The organism is Pseudoalteromonas sp. THAF3 (assembly GCF_009363775.1).
Lineage (GTDB): Bacteria > Pseudomonadota > Gammaproteobacteria > Enterobacterales > Alteromonadaceae > Pseudoalteromonas > Pseudoalteromonas ruthenica.
The window spans coordinates 2,637,040-2,655,995 of the sequence record NZ_CP045418.1 but is presented as its reverse complement, the minus strand read 5'-3'; the positions used below and the strand labels follow the sequence as shown (position 1 = coordinate 2,655,995).

Here is an 18,956-nt window from a genome sequence, read left to right as displayed (position 1 = left end):
GCTATAATCGCGCGCTTTGGTGAATCTTCCGTCACTTTCTCATTCAGAAGAGTGGCTTTATCTGTGTGCTGTGAGTTAAGTCATGATCAAGTTTATTGTTAAATTGCATCCCGAAATTGCGATAAAAAGTAAGTCCGTTCGTAAACGCTTTACCAAAGTGTTAGAGAACAACATTAAGATCATGATGCGACGCATTGATGAGCAGGTAAAGGTGCGCAACAACTGGGATAACCTTACGGTTGAATCGGCATTAACCGATGACTCAGTGCGCCGTGCAATGGCTGACAGCCTCGGGCGTATTCCTGGTATCGTGCAATTTAATGAAGTAAAAGAAATTGAATTCACCACCATTGATGAAATTTACCAGCAGGCACAGCAACTCCTTGGCGATGAAATTACCGGTAAAACCTTTTGTGTGCGCTGTAAGCGTCAAGGTAAGCATGACTTTTCCTCGAGCGATGTCGAACGCTATGTTGGCGGCGGACTAAACCAGCATGTACCCGGTGCTCGGGTTAAGCTTACGCGGCCTGAGGTAACAGTAAAGATCGAAATTAAAGACCAGCGCGCTTACATTGTTACCCAAGCGCACCGAGGCATGGGTGGATTTCCGTTGCCAACTCAAGAAGATGTGTTATCGCTGATGTCTGGTGGCTTTGATTCCGGGGTGGCCAGCTACCAAATGATCCGCAAAGGGGCGCGTACGCACTTCTTGTTTTTCAATCTTGGCGGCGCGGCCCATGAAATTGGCGTGAAGCAAGCAAGCCATTATCTTTGGTCACAATATAGCTCGACCCACAAGGTTAAGTTTATCACCGTCGACTTTGAGCCGGTGGTTGCTGAGATTCTAGAAAATGTCGAAGACTCGCAAATGGGTGTGGTGCTCAAGCGCATGATGATGCGTGCTGGTAGCATTATCGCTGAAAAGTTGGGGATTCCAGCCCTGGTTACTGGTGAAAGTATTGGCCAAGTATCAAGCCAAACTCTGGCAAACTTAAGTGTCATTGATCGAGTGACCGATACGCTGATCATTCGCCCACTTATCCAGCATGATAAGCAAGACATCATTGATATTGCTCGCGCCATTGGCACCTCCGAGATGGCTGAGGCCATGCCCGAGTACTGTGGCGTGATTTCGCGCAAACCAACGGTGAAAGCCAAGTTAGAGGTGATTGAGCAGCAAGAGCAGCAGTTTGATTTCGAGGTTCTCGAAACCGTGGTTGATAATGCCCGAGTGATGGATATTCGCGATATCGATACTCAAGCTAAAGAAGAGGTCAAGGAAGCGGAATCGGTATCACAGTTGCCAACGGATGCGGTGGTGCTGGATATTCGCTCACCCGAAGAGGAAGATGCTCAGCCGTTAGAGATTGACGGGGTGAAGGTCAAACACTTGCCGTTTTACCGTTTAGCGACTCAGTTTGGCGACTTAGATCAGAGCAAAGAATACTACCTGTATTGTGCTAAAGGGGTGATGAGTCAACTACAGGCATTGATCCTGCACGAAAACGGCTTTAACAATGTGAAGGTGTATCGCCCGTAATTCGCCGATAATACAGCTCATTGATAGGCGCGCTGAGGCTAAGCTGGCGCGCCGAGCTGGCAATAAAGCCACACATGGCTTCTATTTCTGTCTCCCTTCCCAATAACTTATCCTGCAACATCGAGCAGCGGTTGCCCGCTGTGAGGCGCATTACTTGATAGGCGCTGTCGAGACTTTGCGGCAGCGACAATTCAATCCCCTGCGCTTTAGCTACGGCAATGGCCTCCTGCAGCAGTGCAAAGACATCACTGGCATAACAGGGGGCGGCCACCTCACCATTGCGCAGCTGATACCAGGTTGCTATGGGGTTTATTGCCAAATTAACCAGTAATTTTTGCCATCGCGCATGGGTAATATCATCACTCCCAGTCAGAGCGGGGATTAATCTCTGCCACTGCTTTAACTGCGCCTTAAAGCTTTGCTGCGCGCAAGCATTGACGGCTCCTATCACGGAGTCGCCCTGACTGACATGGACGACATGCTTATCGTCGGTTTTGTAAGCTGCCTGCTGGGTGAGCATAAAGAATAACCCCTGCTGAGGAGTCAGTTGCTGTTTAAGTGTTGCTAGGTCGCTCATGCCATTATGGCTAATAATAATATCTGCATCGAGGGCCAGATAAGGGCGCCACTGTGCCAGTGCTGCTTGCAGCTGATGCGCTTTAACGAATAGCCACAATTCTGTAATTGGCTCGCACGGTTTTAAACAAGCTGTGGCTGCCACGGGGCTTTTCTGCTGCCCATGGCAATAATAAAAAGTGCTGGGATGAGAAGGTTTCACCAACAGCTTTACCGGTCGGTGTTGCCCCATTAAGTGGGCAAAAGTGAGGCCGAGTGCCCCCGGCCCGATAAGGTAAGTAGGCGCTAAGCCTTGGCCCGTTTTTTCTGCCATAGGTAGTGAATCACAAAGTAGCTGGCCGCGCCTGCCGCGTCGGCGAGAAAGTCATAAAAAGATGCCTGCCTGTAGGGCAGCATATCCTGCATCCACTCAATTGCTCCGCCGTATAATAACAACAATATCACCTGCACAAAAAAGGGAATCCTAAAGGCTTTATCCATAATAAAGGCAAGTACGAAGAAAATACCAAAGTGAGCGACCTTGTCGACATGAGGGAAAAGCTGCGTAACAGAGCCTTTTACTTCTTGAACAAATAGCAGGGTGCAGACCACCAATGTGATTAGAAACAACCCCTGATAAACTCTGCGCGTCACTTTACTTTACCTTTATTACTGGTGAAATCGCAGGCAGTATAACAAACTGTAAACTGAATTCACTGTGTATCAGTGCACAAAAATACCGATCTCGGGGTATAATCCCCGAAACGACAAGCCAGTTACGGAGAATTTCATGCCTTCATTTGATATCGTTTCTGAAATCGAAATGAGCGAAGCAAAAAATGCGGTTGAAAACGCTAAACGCGAACTCGAAACCCGCTACGATTTTCGCGGCGTAGATGCCAAGATAGAACTAAAAGATGAACTTATCGAACTTACCGCAGAAGCTGAACAACAGGTGATGCAGTTATTTGATATGTTTGCCAGTAAGGCGTCAAAACGCGGCTTAGATGTAAACAGTTTTGAGATTCAAAAAGCTGATTTGCACGGTAAATACGTCACCCGCCAAGTTACAATGAAACAAGGCATTGCTAAAGATATCGCGAAAAAGTTGGTTAAGCTGATTAAAGACAGCAAAATCAAAGTTCAGGCCGCCATCCAAGGTGAAGAGGTACGAGTCACCGGGAAAAAACGCGACGACTTACAACAAGTAATGCAATTAGTACGCGAAGCCGAGTTAGGTCAGCCCTTCCAATTTAAGAACTTCCGCGACTAAATACCTCTCAAGCCAAGTCATTCGCACTTGGCTTTTTTATTGGTGAAGTAAATGCCATAGTCCATCTTTTTATAGATGTTTAGACGTCCATTGACTTTATTGTCATCAGTCCGCAAAATAGCGCCACCTTGTTATGGTGCCCGCAAGCGCAAAACGCAGTTAAGCCACTGGGATAATCGGGAAACAGGTGAAAAGCCTGCACTGCCCCCGCAACGGTGATATGAGTCTTGCTCATTCAGTCCGGAGACCGGCCATAACATCCATTTCATTACATTTTCCTGTGCGGTGGGCGCAGGTATAGGGAATAACATGTATAACAAAACCAAAGTCGCTGTAGGCATAGCGGCACTTTTCTCCGGCGCGGTATGTGCGCAACAGCAACAGTCTATCGAGCGATTGACTGTCACCGCTAATAAGTTCGAACAACCTATCGAAAATGTGCTCGCCAGTATCGATGTGATCACTCGTGCAGACATCGAGCGCCTTGGCGTACGTGATTTGCCGGCGTTAATATCTCATTATGCCGGGGTCGATATTGTCCGCAGTGGCGGCCAAGGTCAAAGTACCAGCCTCTTTATTCGTGGGGCGGCTAGCAGCCACTCTTTGGTTATTGTAGATGGCGTTCGTGTTGGTTCAGCCACAACAGGGTATAAGGCGCTCTCTAGTGTGCCACTCAATAGTATTGAACGAGTTGAAGTGATCCGTGGTGCTCGCGCCGCATGGTATGGCTCAGACGCCTTAGCCGGGGTCATCAATATTGTCACCCGAGACGGCGATAGCCAAAGCGTGAGTGTACAAAGTGGCAGTGACAACTACGTGAATGCGCAAGGTGCTTTTGCTTTTCGCCAAGGAGCGTTCAATGCGGCATTCAACCTTGGCTATGAGCACACCGACGGCTTTGACGTCACCACTGGGCAAGACCCAGATGAAGATGGCTATGAAAATCAAAACCTCGGTGCGCGTTTCGGCTATGATCTCGGTGATTATGGCGTGCTAGAGTTGTTAGGGCAGTACAGTGAAGGCTATGTCGAATACGACACTAGCTTTGGTGATGATTACACCGACTTTGAAAAATACCATGTGCAACTGGGTTGGCGTAAAAACCATGGTGCCTTTGCTCACAAGCTACAAACCAGTCTCGCTCAAGATGATGAGATTAATACTCAGCAACATGGCGCGCCAGGTTATCGTGGCAATGAGTACAGCACTGCACGAGATGAGCTAAGCTATCAGCTTAATTATGTCTTTAGTCCAGCTATCACTGTCAGTGGTGGCGCCGATTACTACTATGAAGACATTAGCGATTCCTACAGCAGCTCGGCGACACCAGAGCAGCCGACGTCCGGTTTTACCGTGCAAACGCGTAATAATAAAGGTGTGTATGTGGGAGGCTATTATGATGGCCAGGCATTTAACACCAATGCCGTTGTGCGTCATGATGATCATTCACAATTTGGTGGTCATTTCACCTACAACCTTGCGGCGGGTGTGCCGCTAAGTGACATTGCGACGTTTCGCGCCAGCTACGGCACGGCGTTTAAGGCTCCCTCGTTTAATGACGCCAGTTCCATCTGGGGCAGCAACGATGCTTTGCAACCTGAAGAGTCAAACAATGCCGAGCTCGGTCTGCGCCTTGATTTGCAATCTGGGCAATACGATATCGCCTTGTATCAAAACCAATTCGATAACCTCATCGCATGGGGCAACAACGGCCCGGAAAATATTGCCAAAGCGAGTTTTGAAGGAGTTGAGTTGAGTGCACAAGTGCAAGATATGTTTGGTATCGATCACCAGCTTAACTTTAGCTATGTTGACGCCGAAGACGACAATACCGGGCAAGCATTGGTGCTTAGAGCCGAAAAAACCTTCAATTGGTCCGTGGGTAAGCAGCTCGACAAATGGTATGTCGGTGCACAACTGCAGTACCGCTCCGATAGGTTAAGTTACTATCGTACTGACTTGCCAAGCTATACTTTGGTGAACCTCAATGCTCGCTATCAATTGTTACGCGACCTCACGTTCACCTTCGGTGTCGATAATCTCACTGACAAAGAGTATATCACCAACGTGGCGGCCACGGATTGGAGCACGGGTGAAGTCACCTCTGCGTATCGCGGCGCTGAGCGCAAGGTATACGCTGGATTGCAATTCGATTTATAGCTGTGCAAAAAAGCCTCCTAAGTGGAGGCTTTTCATTGTTTTACAGCCATCATGATATGAGCAAGTCACTAAAGGTGTGCTCGAACTTCTCTATTTTTGGGGCAATTAAGATACTGCAATAACCTTGGTTCGGATTTTCGCTGTAATAGTCTTGATGATAATCCTCAGCGGGATAGAACCTTGATGCGGGGCTGACTTCGGTTACAATTTTTGCGGCGCTATGAGTTTGTAGCTGCGCGATCATTGCTTCGGTCTGCTGTTTTTGAGTGCTATCGTGGTAATACACCACACTGCGATATTGACTACCAATATCATTTCCTTGACGGTTAAGCTGCGTAGGGTCGTGAAGCGTGAAAAACATCGCCAACAGGGTGGTGTAATCTATCACAGCGGGGTCAAAGTGCACTTGCACAACTTCTGCGTGACCGCTTTCGCCGCTGCATACCTCACGGTATGTTGGTGAATTGCTGTGCCCACCGGTATAACCCGATTCAACCTTATGCACGCCACGAACGCGGCGAAAGGCCGCATCGATGCACCAAAAACAACCGCCGCCAAAGGTGGCTGTGTGTAAATTTGTCATACTAACACCTCGATGTATTTACCTTTTAACAGTAGAACGGCCGCCTGATGTTTATCGCTCACCTGCGAGGGTAATACCCTCGCAGGTGAGCATTTCTCGTGCACTATTGCTGTTTGAGCGGGTTATCTTGTTGCTGTTTTGCCAAGCGTTGCTGTAAATACTCTGGTGACTGAGTATGACGAGCAAGGGCATAGTAAGCACTGGGCACGACGAACAAGGTGAGTATGGTCGCGATGCTTACCCCGGTAAAGATCACCACACCAATAACCATGCGGCTTTCAGCTCCAGGGCCGCTTGCTAGCACCAAGGGCACCGAGCTCATCACTGTGGTTAGCGACGTCATAATAATAGGACGCAAACGTTGTGTGGCAGCTTGGATTAGCGCTGTTTGAAATTCCAGACCCTTATCACGCAACTGGTTGGCAAATTCAACAATAAGAATACCGTTTTTGGCGCTTAAGCCAATAAGCATAACGATACCAATTTGGCTGTAAATATTGAGGGTCAAACCGGTTATATGCAAACCAAATAACGACCCAGCAATCCCCAGTGGTACGGTGAGCATGATCACCAAGGGGTGAACGAAGCTCTCAAACTGTGCTGCCAACACCAAGAAGGTCACCGTTAATGCCAGAATAAAGACATACACCATGGCGGAGGCGCCTTCATAGAACAACTGTGACTCCCCTTTATAGTCAATGGCGCCATCAATATCATTTTCCTCTGCAGCCACTTGGTTTAAGAAACTTAAGGCTTCCTCTAAAGTGTAGCCGCTAGCGAGGTTGGCACTTAAGGTAATAGCGCGCATACGGTTGTAACGATTCAACCTCGACGCTGTGGCTTCTTCAGAGATACTAATTAAGCTATCAAGGGGCACCAGTTGCCCGGAGCGTGAGTTTACATAGATATTAGAGACATCTTGTGGGCTGGCAAAGTCTTGTTTCTCGCCCTTTAAAATCACATCATATTCTTCACCACGGTCAATAAAGGTGGTGACACGGCGTTGCCCGAGCATCGTCTCCAAAGTGCGGCCTATATCAGAGACAGAGACCCCTAAGTCGGCGGCTTTGTTCTTATCGATACTGACCAAAAATTGTGGGAAGGTCTCTTTATAATCATGGTCGATACGCACTAACCCGGGGTTTTTCTCTGCCCGAGCAATAATGCGGTCACGCCAATCGGCGAGCTCGTCATAATCATTGCCTTGCAAAACAAACTCAACAGGGCGCGAAGAACCGCCGCCGCCAATGCCACTGCGCATGATGGCAAAGGCGCGAATATCCGTTACTTCACGCATTTTGCCACTGATCTCATTCATTACCGTCCAGGTATCGCGTTTGCGCTCGCCCCAATCAGCCATGCCGATAATCGCAACGCCACCTTGACCACCCCAACCTGGCACTCGGACCAGAACTCGATTGAGTTCACCCGAGTCAACATACGGCAACAAGCGTTGCTCAATTTTATCCATATTGGCGGCGTTGTTTTCATAGCTTGCGCCTTCTGGGCCGTTCATCATCACAAAGAAGGTGCCTCGGTCTTCCTTAGGTGTCAGTTCAGATGGAATCTGCTGAAACAGCAGATAACTGGCTAGACCCGCTAGCATCAGCACCACGGCCAACATTTTTGAGCGTCGAACATTGCCCTCAAGAGTGCGAGCATAGGCGCCTTCAAGTTTTGCAAATTGACGGTCCATCCACTGACTAAACCGACCCTCGCTTTCACTTTGCTTCAGCACTTTCGAACACAGAGCTGGAGAAAGTGTGAGTGCGGTGATACTGGAGAAGAACACAGCCGCGCTCACCGCCATGGCGAACTCAGTGAATAAAGCGCCGATACGGCCATCCATAAAGACTAAGGGCACAAACACGGAGATCAGTACCAACGTGGTTGCAACAATGGCAAAACCCACTTCGCGGGCGCCGCGATACGCGGCGAGTAAACGAGGCTCACCGAGCTCAATACGGCGGTGAATATTCTCCAACATCACAATGGCGTCATCGACCACTAAACCGATAGCAAGCACCAGTGCCAACAGGGTTAGCAAGTTGATAGAGTAGCCCATGGCAAGTAAAAACATAAAGCTGCCAACTAAGGCTACAGGGACGGTGATTGCTGGAATTAACGTGGCGCGCACGTTGCCTAAGAACAGGTAGATAACCAAAACCACTAAGGCCATTGATATGGCCAGCGTACGATACACCTCATCAATAGACTCTTTAATGAAAATCGAGGAGTCATAGCTGTCTTCGATGGTGGTACCTGGAGGCAAGTTGCGTTTGATTTTTTCTAATTCTTTGCGAGCGTTTTCCACCACGGTGAGGGTGTTAGCCTTTGCTTGTTTAACCACACCCAGGCCAATCATATTGCGGCCATTACCACGGAATAAACTTTCTTCGTCGGCGGCTTCAAGCTGTACATCAGCGACTTCGTTTAAACGCACGAGGTAGCCATCATCACCACGAGCAATAACCAAGTTTTGAAAGTCAGTAGGACTTATATAGCTACGCGCGGTACGAACCGAAAAATCACGATCAACGGACTCTATTTCCCCTGCTGGCAGCTCTACGTTTTCAGCTCGCAAAACTTGCTCAATATCGCTGGCTGTAACGCCCCGTGCCGCCATGGCCTCGCGGTCTAGCCAAATCTTCATTGCATACTGGCGTTCGCCACCCACTCGGACATTGGATACGCCGTCAACAACCGCAAGGCGATCAACAATGTAGCGCTGAGCATAATCGGATAGCTGCAAGGTATTCATCGTTGAGCTATTGAGTACAAACCAGGCAATAGGACTTTCATCGGAATTGGATTTAGATACTTCCGGAGGTCTGACTTGGTCGGGGAGGTTGTCCAGTGCGCGCGACACACGCTCTCGTACATCATTTGCCGCCGCATCGATATCTCGGTCGATATTAAACTCGATGGTGATATTAGAGCGGCCATTGCGCGACGAGGACGTGATACTTTTTATACCTTCAATCCCGGAGATGCGGTTTTCAATTACTTGAGTAATTTTAGTTTCGATAATTTCCGCAGATGCACCAGTGTAGTCAGTACTGACACTGACAATGGGACTATCGATATCCGGATACTCTCGAAGGGGCAGCATTGAGAATGCCACTAACCCGAAGGTCAGTAATAAAAGGTTGATTACAATCGCAAAAACTGGACGCTTAACAGCCGTGTCGGTGATTCTCACAGCGCAGCCTCCTCAACAGTCACGGCTGAGCCTGAGCGCAGTTTAATAATGCCTTCTGTGACCACCTGATCGCCACTGCTTAGACCTTCACTGATGCCTACCCAACCGTTATAGCGCTTATCGATTTTCACCTCGACCTCTTTGGCTACACCTTCCACAATTTGAAAAACGAAGTGTTTGTTTTGACGTGGAATAATGGCCTTTTCTGGTACCAATAAGGCCTCATAGGTTTGTAATTCCAGTTGCGTACCTAGTAACATACCTGGGCGCAAGATATTGTCTTCATTGGCAAAGCTGGCGCTAATTGGCACGCTACGGGTGTTGGTGTCGATACGAGAGCTGACATGAGACACTTTGCCGGTAAACAGCTTATTTGGGTAAGCGTCACTGCGTGCAGTTACTGTCATTCCCACACCCAGCTGCGCAAGGTATTTCTCTGGCACATTAAAGTCGACTTTAATTACGCTGATGTCATCTAACGTAGTAATTTCAGTGTTGGTGCTCACGAATGCCCCTTTAGACACCATGCGTTTACCTAGCACTCCCGAAAAGGGCGCGGTAACACGCATCTCCGCGAGTTTGGTTTTAGCAGCTTCAAGCTGAGCCTGGGTGGCTTCAAACTTTGCTAGTTGCTCTTCTAACAGTGACTTTGCCGTGGCTTGTGAACGGGCCAGCTCGGTCAAACGATTCAATTGCCGTTCTACTTCAGAGAGATTGGCTTGCAGCTCCTTGACTCGCAACTGTTCCTCAGTATCTCGTAATTGCACCAGTCGTTGTCCTGCTTGCACTTTGTCGCCATCATCAAAATGGATACTGTCGATATAGTCACTTTGGGCGCTTTTAATGTACACGGCTTGGTTTGCTCGCGCGCTGCCGATACCATCAACGGTGATAGCTCGGCTGTCTTTGGTCACGGTATGAGCTTGCACGCGAGTTGATTGAGTGCCCATGTTGGGTTGCTGTGATTGCCCTTTGGGCAGATATAAGTAAATACACAGCCCTAAGAAAATGATAATAATGACAGGGAAAAGTGCCTTGCCCGAATGCCTACTGTGGTTCATCGACGGTACCTATGGTTTCTCGGCTGAAAAAGGTGAGAGCTTAGTTTACAAACTTGCGCTCTAACACATAGACCGCCAATCCTGTATTTTTGTGTGTTAACCGAAAATTCAGCAAAATGATGCACTGTGTTCCCAATTTGCCGCATTTTTGTAACCTTTGCCTACCCTTGCTGCGTATAAAACTCGCAAATTATACGTACAATAGGAGTATACGTAGTGGCACCAAAAAGAGAGCGTATGAGTAATAAAAAAACACCCCCTAATACGCAGCCCTCAGAACAGGGGGGCGCCAGCCGATACGCGAAAATTCGTGCCCACAGTGCGCGCCACGGCAGCGAAATACTCATTACCAGCGCGATTGTCTTGGTTTTCTTGGTGTTGTTTATACAGTTTAAAAGCGCTGACATATTGATAGCGGAGATTTTCTTACTGAGCGCTGCTTTAGTTGGCATGCTAGTGGGGTACTTAAAGCTGAGAGAGCCGTTTTACAGCATTTTTCTCGACAAACAGAAACTTAGCTATAATCATAAATACGGCTGGTGGCAGCTGGATGTCGATAACCTACAACAGGTCGGTGTGGTGAGTATCGAACAGGCAATGCAGACGCTCGAGTTAAATGTTGTGGGCCTAAGCTTAAAGCGAGAAGATGAGTTCTTAAATAAGCTTTCACCCCGGTTGGCGGGCCGTTTGCTGGTGGAGCAACGTCATTATTTGCTGCAGGCGATCAAAGCGTATTGCCGCGATGGCAATGAATGCCCGCCACAGTGGTTGGTTGAGGATACCGAGTACGTCAGCCAGTCGGGGCAAAAATATACTGGATTATTAGCTATGTTTGCTAATAGAATGAAGAACTTAAAATTTTTGACTGGGTATGAAATATTAATACCCGCCGCTATGTTAGACCGTGATATTTGGGCGTTCAGCTATTTATTACATAGATGGCAACGCGACCCGGCTAACACTGTGGTGCAGTTGCAACAGCAACTCAATAGCCACAGTAGCAAGTAGACAGGATAAGACATATGTCTGACGATAGAGCATTTATAAAAAGTGGTCGTAATACCATCATTCATAAAATTAAGAAGCTGGATTTAGTCATCGTTAATGGCGAAGAGCAGCCAAAAATTAAAGTGACTCAGCACGGCCTAGAGCCCTTTAAAGAAGAGCTTCCCAAAAATCGTCGAGAGGCTAAAGAGCGCTATCTTGAGATGGTGTACATTGCCAGCCCGGATGTTTTTGCAGAAGAAAAACGCTTGCTTTTTATTCAAGCTTTGGATGGGCGAGAATACAAAGTCGATTACTCCAAAGTTGGTACTAAACTATTTGTTCGTATTCACCAGGACAGTTATTTATAACACCTGACAAATACGGTTTGTTGATGATGTTGGCAAGCAACTTGCGTTGGTAGGGCTATGCAATAATTGGGAGCACATCATGGGTCGACTTATTCATAGCGCGCTCAGCATCATTTTGGCCACGGGATTGGTTGCCTGTGGTGGCAGTGGTGGCGACGAAGTCACTGAAAATGCGAGTATTAATGTTGGTGCTGATCGCGATGCGGTAGAAAAATCAGAATTAATCATCAACGCACAAGTGTCGCCTCCCGGAGGCACTTTCAGGTGGCAACAACTTTCCGGTCCGGCTATCGAAGGGCTACCCAGTGAAGAGCAAGAGTTGGCGCTGATGCTCCCGGACGTTAAGGGTGACCGCGCGGCGCAAATTAAGGTCGATTATCGGGCCCCAGACAATACCTTAGTATCTGATACGCTTACCATTAATATCGCTTCAGCAAACCAGTTACCACAGATAGCCATAGCGCAAATTGCCCCCGAACAACTGCCCTCACAATATAATGATGTTGTCACCCTGAGTGCGGCTGGTTCTAGCGATCCTGATGAAAACGGCTTTATTGCAAGTTATTTATGGCAACAAACTGAGGGCCCGCAACTGCAGTTTAGCGCTGTTGATGAAGCCACTTTAAGTTTTCGCCATCCGCTACTAGATAGTGATACCACGCTCGCGTGGACTGTGTTTGTCAGTGATGACGAGGGCGGTCAAGTGAGCACCGAATATAGCCTGCTGCTAAATAAAACCGCGCAAGTGGTCATTGCCAATGCAGGGGAGGACCAGCAGGCCACTGAGTTTGATACCGTGACTCTCAATGCCGGTAATAGTGAAACGGTGAGTGGTCAGTTTAGCTGTTACTGGCAGCAGCAAAGCGGCAGTGCCGTCACCCTAGCCAGTGAGCGCCAGTGCGAAACGCAGTTTGTTGCTCCCGACATCGATGTAGCACAACAACTGAGCTTTAGCGTTAGGGTGAGCGATGACCTTAACCGCAGTGCAAGTGATGAGGTCACTGTGAGCGTGCAGCGTCGCGCGTTGGGGCTGATTAACGACACCGGTATGAGCGCGTGCTTTAATAACAGCCAAGCAATCAGCTGTGATAGCACAGACTTCCAAGGGCAAGATGCGCAGCAAGGCCGAGACAGTGTAGCGCAGCGCTTAGACAAAGTGGGCAAAGGGGATATGGCCTTTGACTTTACTAAACTGAATGAGTTTGCCGACGAATTACCTGACTCTGCTACCGAGTTTGCTTGTGTACGCGATAATGTCACTGGCCTTATATGGGAAGTGAAACAAGCCAACACCCACACTTTACCAAATACCGACTTGCGCGAAGGTCAGAATCACTACAGTTGGGCGCTTAACGGTGAGGGAGGCGTGCTTATCGGGAGTGAGCGCGCGCCAGCCAATAGCTCATGCCCTAGTAACGTCGATTGCTCGGTGCAACAATATATCGATGAGGTCAATGCCATCGACTTTTGCGGTGGGGCCAATTGGCGTCTACCTACCTATGTTGAGTTGCTGAGCTTGGTGGATTATCAACGCCATGGTCAGGCACACATGATTAGCCCGGACTACTTTATTCACACCCCGTCGGTGAGCTTACTGGGGCATTTAAACTACTGGACATCACGCACCAGCGTTGACGGCCAATCATTATCTCAAGCCTTTATTATTGATATGAGCTCAGGTAACGATTTGGCTTACCCCAAAGATAATACCGCTTACGTACGTTTGGTGCGCAACCCATAGGAGTGACCATGAATTATACGTTTCTAATCGTGGCGGCTGTGCTGAGCACATCGCTTTGGGCTGAACAGCGTTGTTATAATCTGCAAGCTAGTACTCCGGCAGAGCGCTTTGTGATCAATGCTGATGGTACGATTACTGATAACGCCACAGGGCTGATGTGGCAACGTTGTAGCTATGGGCAACAGTTCGATGCTGAACTGCAAAGTTGCTCTGGGGCGGCGCAACAGCTTAACTGGCAGCAGGCACTGCAAAGCGCCACTAATGATGAGTTTGCCGGTTTTGATGACTGGCACTTGCCTAACAGTAAAGAACTCGCATCCATTGTTGAGCATCGATGTGTTGAGCCCAGCCTAAATTTAGACCTGTTTTTAGATGCTAGTAATGATAATTACTGGTCCAGCACATCTGCAGTAACACCCGCAGATCATGCTTGGGTGTATGAATTTTACAGTGGCAAAAATAGTCTTCATGCTAAAAGTAGTGATGTATTTGTGCGTTTAGTACGCTATCAGCAATAACTGCTTACATTTTGTTCGTATACAGCGTAGCGAGCACTGAGTAAGGTAGAGTTAAGTACATTTACGAGAAACATCAATGACGCTGAGAAAGTACCTGTGGCTATGGGCCTTACCTTTGGCGCTGTTGTGCTATGCCATCGGTAGTAGCCAAGGTGTGATTGCCTTGGTGCTGGTGGCACTCGTGGGCGAGCTTATTTTTTGGCTTGGACTATTTAAACGTGGCAAGCGCAGAGATAACGCACCAAAACCTTAGTTTGATTATTTATACAGTGCTTTATACAGTTGTTTGTGGCTTTTCCTTACACTTTTTGTCACTATAGCTTCACCTAAAACTGTTGGGCTGCCCAGGCCTCACACAAGCGCGATGAAGAAATTTATCCATATTGATATGGATTGCTTTTATGCCGCCGTAGAGATGCGCGACAATCCTGAACTTGCAAACCTGCCTTTGGCCATTGGCGGGAGTAGTCGTCGTGGAGTGTTATCAACGGCAAACTATATTGCTCGGCAGTACGGCGTACGTTCGGCGATGTCTAACTACCATGCTAAACAACTGTGCCCAGATTTAGTCATTGTCCCGGGGCGGATGCAACTTTATAAGCAAATCTCACAGCAAATTCGCGCCATTTTTAGCCGTTATACGGACCTTATCGAGCCACTTTCTTTGGATGAAGCGTACTTGGACGTGACTCAAGCACAGGTATGCCGTGGCAGTGCCACACTGATTGCTGAGCAAATTCGCCAAGATATCTTCCAACAAACCGGACTGACAGCCTCAGCAGGAGTCGCACCTATTAAGTTTGTCGCCAAAATAGCCAGCGACGAGAATAAGCCGAATGGGCAATGCGTAATTCTGCCTGAGCAACTGCCAGACTTTCTTGCTCAGTTGGACTTAAAAAAAATCCCCGGTGTTGGCAAAGTGACGCTAGAGCGGCTGCATCAGAAAGGATTATACAAAGGCCAGGATGTGCTGGATAAGGGAGTAAACTGGATGCAGCAGTATATAGGGAATTTTGGTGTGTCCTTATACCAAAAGTGCGCAGGCGAAGTAATAGGGCGAGTTAAAACCGAGCGAATTCGCAAGTCACTCAGCGTTGAACACACTTACGAATATAACAAAACCTCATTGCTACAATGTCACCAGGCCTTACCCGCTTTACTCGAGGAGTTGCAACAACGCCTTGAGCGCAACCAACTTAGCAACGCCATTAACAAGTTGTCAGTTAAAGTAAAGTTTGCCGATTTTCAGGTGACTACCGCTGATCAAAGTGGGTTCGCCTTGAATCTAGACACTTTCGCAGCGCTAACGGCGAAAGCCTACCAAAGAGGCAACACTCCAGAGGTGAGATTACTGGGCCTGGGCGTTGGAATTTCACCGCAACAGCAACAAGCTACCCAGTTAAGCATTTTAGACTAAAGCGTTAATGAATTTTTAAACTAAGCTGATAAGGTAAATTGCTACTTTAGGCACTTAGCCTCGTCGGCCTGTGCTCGTGCGACTAATACACTTTGCTAAAGCGAAGAGTATTGTAATGACAACAAAAATAAAGAGAGAAGACTATGCAATCAGTAGTTATTGTCTTGCTTGGTATTGTCGGCATGCTATTTGGCTGGTTCGTCTATTCCAAGTTTATCGCCGAAAAAATCTTCAAAATGGACGATAAGTTTGTAACTCCAGCTCATGAGCTCCAAGACGGCGTTGATTATGTGCCAACCAATAAAGTGGTGTTGTGGGGACACCATTTTACCTCGGTAGCGGGTGCCGCGCCCATTGTAGGCCCCGCGATTGCGGTTTATTGGGGATGGGTGCCTGCGGTATTGTGGGTCGTATTTGGTACTATTTTCTTTGCTGGTGTTCACGACATGGGCGCCCTATGGGCCAGTGCTCGGCACAAGGGCAAATCCATGGGGGCGTTATCAGAATCTGTCATAGGCTCGCGCACGCGTTCTCTATTCATGATCGTGGTGTTTTTGGTGCTGTTGATGGTGAATGCGGTATTTGGCGTGGTGATTGCGAACTCGTTTGTCTCGCAACCTAATGCGGTATTCCCAGCTTGGTCGGCGATTGTGGTGGCCTTAGTGATAGGTCAGCTGCTGCGTCGAAATATGCCGCTTATTCCTTTGTGTGCCATTGGTGTTGGCGTACTCTACGCTACGATTTACATGGGCAGCTCAATGCCCCTGGCACTGCCTAGTGAAATGTTTGGGTTAGCGGATAAAGCCAACTGGATCATTATTCTCTTTGTCTATGCTGCAATTGCTTCGTTATTACCTGTTTGGATGCTACTGCAACCGCGCGACTTCATTAACGGCATGCAGCTGTTGGTGGGGCTAGTTCTGCTTTATGGCGCTGTCTTTGTTTCTATGCCTGATATCACAGCTCCCGCGTTTAACATGCAAACCGCTGCTGACACGCCCAGTATTATCCCCTTGTTGTTTGTCACCATAGCCTGTGGTGCGGTGTCAGGCTTCCATGGCATCGTGTCCTCAGGAACGAGCTCAAAACAACTGAATAAAGAAACCGATGGCCGCTTTGTGGGGTACCTCGGTGCCGTAGGAGAAGGATGTTTAGCGCTTATTACACTGGTGGCCGTTAGTGGCGTGGCCTTGGCTGTTTCCCCAGAGGAGTGGCATGAAATATACAGTCATTTAGGCGCTGGCAGTGTGAGTGCTTTTATTACCGGTGGCGCTAATTTAATTGAAAGTGGCTGGGGTATTTCCACCGAAGTTGCTTCAACCCTATTGGCGGTAATGGTGGTGTTATTTGCAGGCACAACGATGGACTCGGGTGTGCGTCTCCAGCGTTATATTATTCAAGAGTGGGGCGATATTTATAAAATATCGGCGCTTAAAAATGGCGTCGTTGCTACGTTAGTTGCGGTGGGGTGTTGTTTGTTACTTGCCTTTGGCGCCGGTGGCGCATCTGGCAGTGGTGGTATGATCATTTGGCCGCTATTTGGTTCTACCAACCAAATCCTTGCCAGCTTAACCTTACTGGTGATCTCGGTGATGCTTATAAAAGCAGGACGTCCGGCTAAATTCACGCTGATCCCTATGGTCTTTGTATTGATTATGGCGTTCTTTGCGGGGGTCATTAAACTTGCTGAGTACTACCAACAGGGGAACTGGTTGCTTGTTGTGCTCGATGCCATCGTCCTTATTGTTAGTGTGTTGGTCATGCTTGAGGCGTGGTCTGTGATCGCTAAACATAAGCGGGAAAAACAGCAAGGTTCAGAGCAAGCGTAAGCACAACTTGTCAACGCCACTTTACAATCCCTAAGGTGGCGCAGGGCTTCGCTAGTCAAGACCCCGTAAATCACCGATAATGTAGGTCCTTTGTTTTAGATTAGGACCTTTTTTATGTCTTATGCACGCGCTACGTCTTGCGCTAGCCTTGATGCACTTAGTGTAACCAGCGAAAACGATGCTCTTATTATTATCTGTGACTCCCTTGATGCGCTGCCCCAAGCCTATGCTGAACAAATCAATACTCACGCGGCGATAGATAGCCGTGTAGGTAAGCAACCGGCATTATTGGTCAGCGAACAAGCGCCAGGTAAGCGCTTGATTGTGACTCCCACAGGCCCTTTAGGGCGGGATTATGATGATGTGCGCCGTGTCTTTGAAGCAGCTAAAAAAGGCATTGTCGTAGCGAAGGAAGCAGGCGCAATTAAGCCGGCTTTGTATGTGCATAATATTCAACAGCGCCCAGGTTATGAGTTCGCATTGGAAGTGGCCTTTTTAGGCGCTAACCAAGCGTTATGGCAGCCCTTAGAAGCACGTGAATATCATGGCGACGCTATCTCTGCAATGAATACTATTAGCCTGGTCGGCGCTACAGATGAACAACTAAAACAGGTCAATGCGATTGCCGCCGGCCAATATGCGGCACGCGATTTATGTGGCACTGAGCCAGAGCGTATGGCGCCGCCTCGCTTTGCTGATTATTGTGTCGAGGCTTTTGCTGGCACTGCGGTGAAGGTCGATGTGATCAGTGATATCGCGACTATTGATAAAGAGTATCCATTGCTTAGTACCGTAGCTCGCGCATCCTATGCGGTAGAGCGTCATCACCCACGCGTGGTAAAAATGGCCTATGTGCCTGAAGGCAATGTTGAACGCACGTTGATTTTTGTTGGTAAAGGCCTTGTTTACGATACCGGTGGTGCGGACTTAAAAGTTGGTGGCTTTATGGCCGGCATGAGTCGCGATAAAGGCGGTGCTGCATCTGTCGCTGGGTTTATGAAAGCCGTCGCTGAAGCACAGCCTAAAGGAGTCAAAGTGATTGCCTATTTGGCCGTGGTTCGTAATTCCATTGGTTCGGATTGCTTTGTTCCTGATGAGATTATTACCAGCCGTGAAGGCATCCGCGTGCGCATTGGTAATACCGATGCTGAGGGCCGCTTGGCAATGGGTGATTTACTCAGTGAGGCCAAAGAAGTGGCCAAAGGCGAGGTGAATCCTGAGCTTTTTACCGTTGCCACTCTCACCGGGCATGCCGCCCGAGCTGTGGGGCCTTATAGTGCCTATGTTGAAAATGGTCCAGCGCGTAAAGTGCAGCTCTCACAGCAATTGGTAGAGCAGGGTGACTTATGGGCCGATTGCGCCGAGGTATCGCGTTCGCGTCGCGAAGACTATGATTTTGTGCAACCACGCACCTTAGCTGACGATGTGCTTTCCAGTAATAATGCCGCATCGGCAGTCACTGCACGGGGCCATCAGTTCCCGATGGCCTTTTTGGCGATTGTGGGTGGGTTAGATAAGCATGGCTTAGATAGCGAGCAGCCACTTCCTTATGTACATATGGATATTGCCGGCAGTGGTGTGGAAGGCGGCGATTGGCAGCACGGAAAACCAACTGCGGCTACGGTAGCAAGCTTATTTGCTAAATATTGTCGCTAACGCTGGCAGCAATAGCCGATATTGGTAAGCTAAAAAGGCCGCCGTTGGGCGGCCTTTTTATGACCG

16 protein-coding genes and 1 riboswitch are annotated in these 18,956 nt (G+C 48.4%); of the genes, 11 read left to right on the top strand and 5 right to left on the bottom strand.

What is annotated here, in order from left to right:
• Positions 1 to 82 precede the first annotated feature (82 nt).
• Positions 83 to 1,540, top strand: a complete 1,458-nt coding sequence (gene thiI / locus FIU82_RS12320) for a tRNA uracil 4-sulfurtransferase ThiI (RefSeq protein WP_152441182.1) — start codon at positions 83 to 85, stop codon at positions 1,538 to 1,540.
• Here the strand turns inward: thiI and FIU82_RS12315 are convergent.
• Positions 1,512 to 2,429: a ketopantoate reductase family protein gene (locus tag FIU82_RS12315; protein WP_152441181.1), complete on the bottom strand. Its 918-nt coding sequence runs from the start codon at positions 2,427 to 2,429 to the stop codon at positions 1,512 to 1,514. The two genes, thiI and FIU82_RS12315, sit on opposite strands and share 29 nt — an antisense overlap.
• On the bottom strand, positions 2,402 to 2,749 hold the full coding sequence (locus FIU82_RS12310) for a VanZ family protein (protein ID WP_138587706.1): 348 nt from the start codon (positions 2,747 to 2,749) through the stop codon (positions 2,402 to 2,404). The genes FIU82_RS12315 and FIU82_RS12310 overlap by 28 nt, the downstream gene beginning before the upstream one ends.
• 136 nt (positions 2,750 to 2,885) lie before the next feature.
• Here FIU82_RS12310 and FIU82_RS12305 point away from each other — a divergent pair, with 136 nt between their 5' ends.
• A complete protein-coding gene (locus FIU82_RS12305; RefSeq protein WP_022943408.1) occupies positions 2,886 to 3,368 on the top strand; it encodes a YajQ family cyclic di-GMP-binding protein in 483 nt (160 codons plus the stop codon).
• 117 nt (positions 3,369 to 3,485) lie between these two features.
• A riboswitch (cobalamin riboswitch) is annotated at positions 3,486 to 3,639 on the top strand.
• A gap of 38 nt (positions 3,640 to 3,677) precedes the next feature.
• Positions 3,678 to 5,528 (top strand): TonB-dependent receptor, encoded by a 1,851-nt coding sequence (locus FIU82_RS12300; protein WP_152441180.1) that lies wholly within the window; start codon positions 3,678 to 3,680, stop codon positions 5,526 to 5,528.
• A 49-nt stretch (positions 5,529 to 5,577) separates the two neighbouring features.
• Here the strand turns inward: FIU82_RS12300 and msrA are convergent, their stop codons facing one another.
• From msrA to FIU82_RS12285, 3 genes are all read right to left on the bottom strand, one after another.
• Positions 5,578 to 6,111 carry a peptide-methionine (S)-S-oxide reductase MsrA gene (msrA, locus tag FIU82_RS12295; protein ID WP_138508694.1) on the bottom strand — a complete coding sequence of 178 codons (534 nt, stop codon included), beginning with the start codon at positions 6,109 to 6,111 and terminating at the stop codon, positions 5,578 to 5,580.
• 103 nt (positions 6,112 to 6,214) lie between these two features.
• Complete coding sequence (locus FIU82_RS12290; protein WP_152441179.1) at positions 6,215 to 9,313, bottom strand: efflux RND transporter permease subunit; 3,099 nt, start codon at positions 9,311 to 9,313, stop codon at positions 6,215 to 6,217.
• Entirely contained in the window at positions 9,310 to 10,374 is a 1,065-nt protein-coding gene (locus tag FIU82_RS12285; protein WP_152441178.1) for an efflux RND transporter periplasmic adaptor subunit, read from the bottom strand. Before FIU82_RS12285 ends, FIU82_RS12290 begins: the two co-directional genes overlap by 4 nt.
• A gap of 237 nt (positions 10,375 to 10,611) precedes the next feature.
• On the opposite strand from FIU82_RS12285, the gene FIU82_RS12280 reads away from it, so the two are divergent.
• The 8 genes from FIU82_RS12280 (at position 10,612) to FIU82_RS12250 (ending at position 18,890) form a co-directional block, all read left to right on the top strand.
• On the top strand, positions 10,612 to 11,382 hold the full coding sequence (locus FIU82_RS12280) for a DUF2982 domain-containing protein (RefSeq protein ID WP_151173379.1): 771 nt from the start codon (positions 10,612 to 10,614) through the stop codon (positions 11,380 to 11,382).
• Between the two features lie 14 nt (positions 11,383 to 11,396).
• Positions 11,397 to 11,729, top strand: a complete 333-nt coding sequence (locus tag FIU82_RS12275) for a hypothetical protein (protein ID WP_022943414.1) — start codon at positions 11,397 to 11,399, stop codon at positions 11,727 to 11,729.
• A 79-nt stretch (positions 11,730 to 11,808) separates the two neighbouring features.
• Complete coding sequence (locus FIU82_RS12270; protein WP_152441177.1) at positions 11,809 to 13,470, top strand: DUF1566 domain-containing protein; 1,662 nt, start codon at positions 11,809 to 11,811, stop codon at positions 13,468 to 13,470.
• A gap of 8 nt (positions 13,471 to 13,478) precedes the next feature.
• The gene (locus FIU82_RS12265) at positions 13,479 to 13,988 is read left to right on the top strand and encodes a DUF1566 domain-containing protein (protein ID WP_138508689.1); all 510 of its coding nucleotides are present in this window, start codon (positions 13,479 to 13,481) and stop codon (positions 13,986 to 13,988) included.
• Positions 13,989 to 14,064: 76 nt separating this feature from the next.
• On the top strand, positions 14,065 to 14,241 hold the full coding sequence (locus tag FIU82_RS18670) for a hypothetical protein (protein ID WP_171035410.1): 177 nt from the start codon (positions 14,065 to 14,067) through the stop codon (positions 14,239 to 14,241).
• Positions 14,242 to 14,352: 111 nt separating this feature from the next.
• Positions 14,353 to 15,405: a DNA polymerase IV gene (gene dinB / locus FIU82_RS12260; protein WP_152441176.1), complete on the top strand. Its 1,053-nt coding sequence runs from the start codon at positions 14,353 to 14,355 to the stop codon at positions 15,403 to 15,405.
• Between the two features lie 143 nt (positions 15,406 to 15,548).
• Entirely contained in the window at positions 15,549 to 17,234 is a 1,686-nt protein-coding gene (locus FIU82_RS12255; RefSeq protein ID WP_022943419.1) for a carbon starvation protein A, read from the top strand.
• 114 nt (positions 17,235 to 17,348) lie between these two features.
• Positions 17,349 to 18,890 (top strand): leucyl aminopeptidase family protein, encoded by a 1,542-nt coding sequence (locus tag FIU82_RS12250; RefSeq protein ID WP_152441175.1) that lies wholly within the window; start codon positions 17,349 to 17,351, stop codon positions 18,888 to 18,890.
• Positions 18,891 to 18,956 lie beyond the last annotated feature (66 nt).

Bases quoted from the DNA above. Each gene is read 5' to 3' on its own strand.
- thiI (WP_152441182.1), top strand. From the start codon at position 83: ATGATCAAGTTTATTGTTAAATTGCATCCCGAAATTGCGATAAAAAGT.
- FIU82_RS12315 (WP_152441181.1), bottom strand. From the start codon at position 2,429: ATGGCAGAAAAAACGGGCCAAGGCTTAGCGCCTACTTACCTTATCGGG.
- FIU82_RS12305 (WP_022943408.1), top strand. From the start codon at position 2,886: ATGCCTTCATTTGATATCGTTTCTGAAATCGAAATGAGCGAAGCAAAA.
- FIU82_RS12300 (WP_152441180.1), top strand. From the start codon at position 3,678: ATGTATAACAAAACCAAAGTCGCTGTAGGCATAGCGGCACTTTTCTCC.
- msrA (WP_138508694.1), bottom strand. From the start codon at position 6,111: ATGACAAATTTACACACAGCCACCTTTGGCGGCGGTTGTTTTTGGTGC.
- FIU82_RS12285 (WP_152441178.1), bottom strand. From the start codon at position 10,374: ATGAACCACAGTAGGCATTCGGGCAAGGCACTTTTCCCTGTCATTATT.
- FIU82_RS12280 (WP_151173379.1), top strand. From the start codon at position 10,612: ATGAGTAATAAAAAAACACCCCCTAATACGCAGCCCTCAGAACAGGGG.
- FIU82_RS12275 (WP_022943414.1), top strand. From the start codon at position 11,397: ATGTCTGACGATAGAGCATTTATAAAAAGTGGTCGTAATACCATCATT.
- FIU82_RS12270 (WP_152441177.1), top strand. From the start codon at position 11,809: ATGGGTCGACTTATTCATAGCGCGCTCAGCATCATTTTGGCCACGGGA.
- FIU82_RS12265 (WP_138508689.1), top strand. From the start codon at position 13,479: ATGAATTATACGTTTCTAATCGTGGCGGCTGTGCTGAGCACATCGCTT.
- FIU82_RS18670 (WP_171035410.1), top strand. From the start codon at position 14,065: ATGACGCTGAGAAAGTACCTGTGGCTATGGGCCTTACCTTTGGCGCTG.
- dinB (WP_152441176.1), top strand. From the start codon at position 14,353: ATGAAGAAATTTATCCATATTGATATGGATTGCTTTTATGCCGCCGTA.
- FIU82_RS12255 (WP_022943419.1), top strand. From the start codon at position 15,549: ATGCAATCAGTAGTTATTGTCTTGCTTGGTATTGTCGGCATGCTATTT.
- FIU82_RS12250 (WP_152441175.1), top strand. From the start codon at position 17,349: ATGTCTTATGCACGCGCTACGTCTTGCGCTAGCCTTGATGCACTTAGT.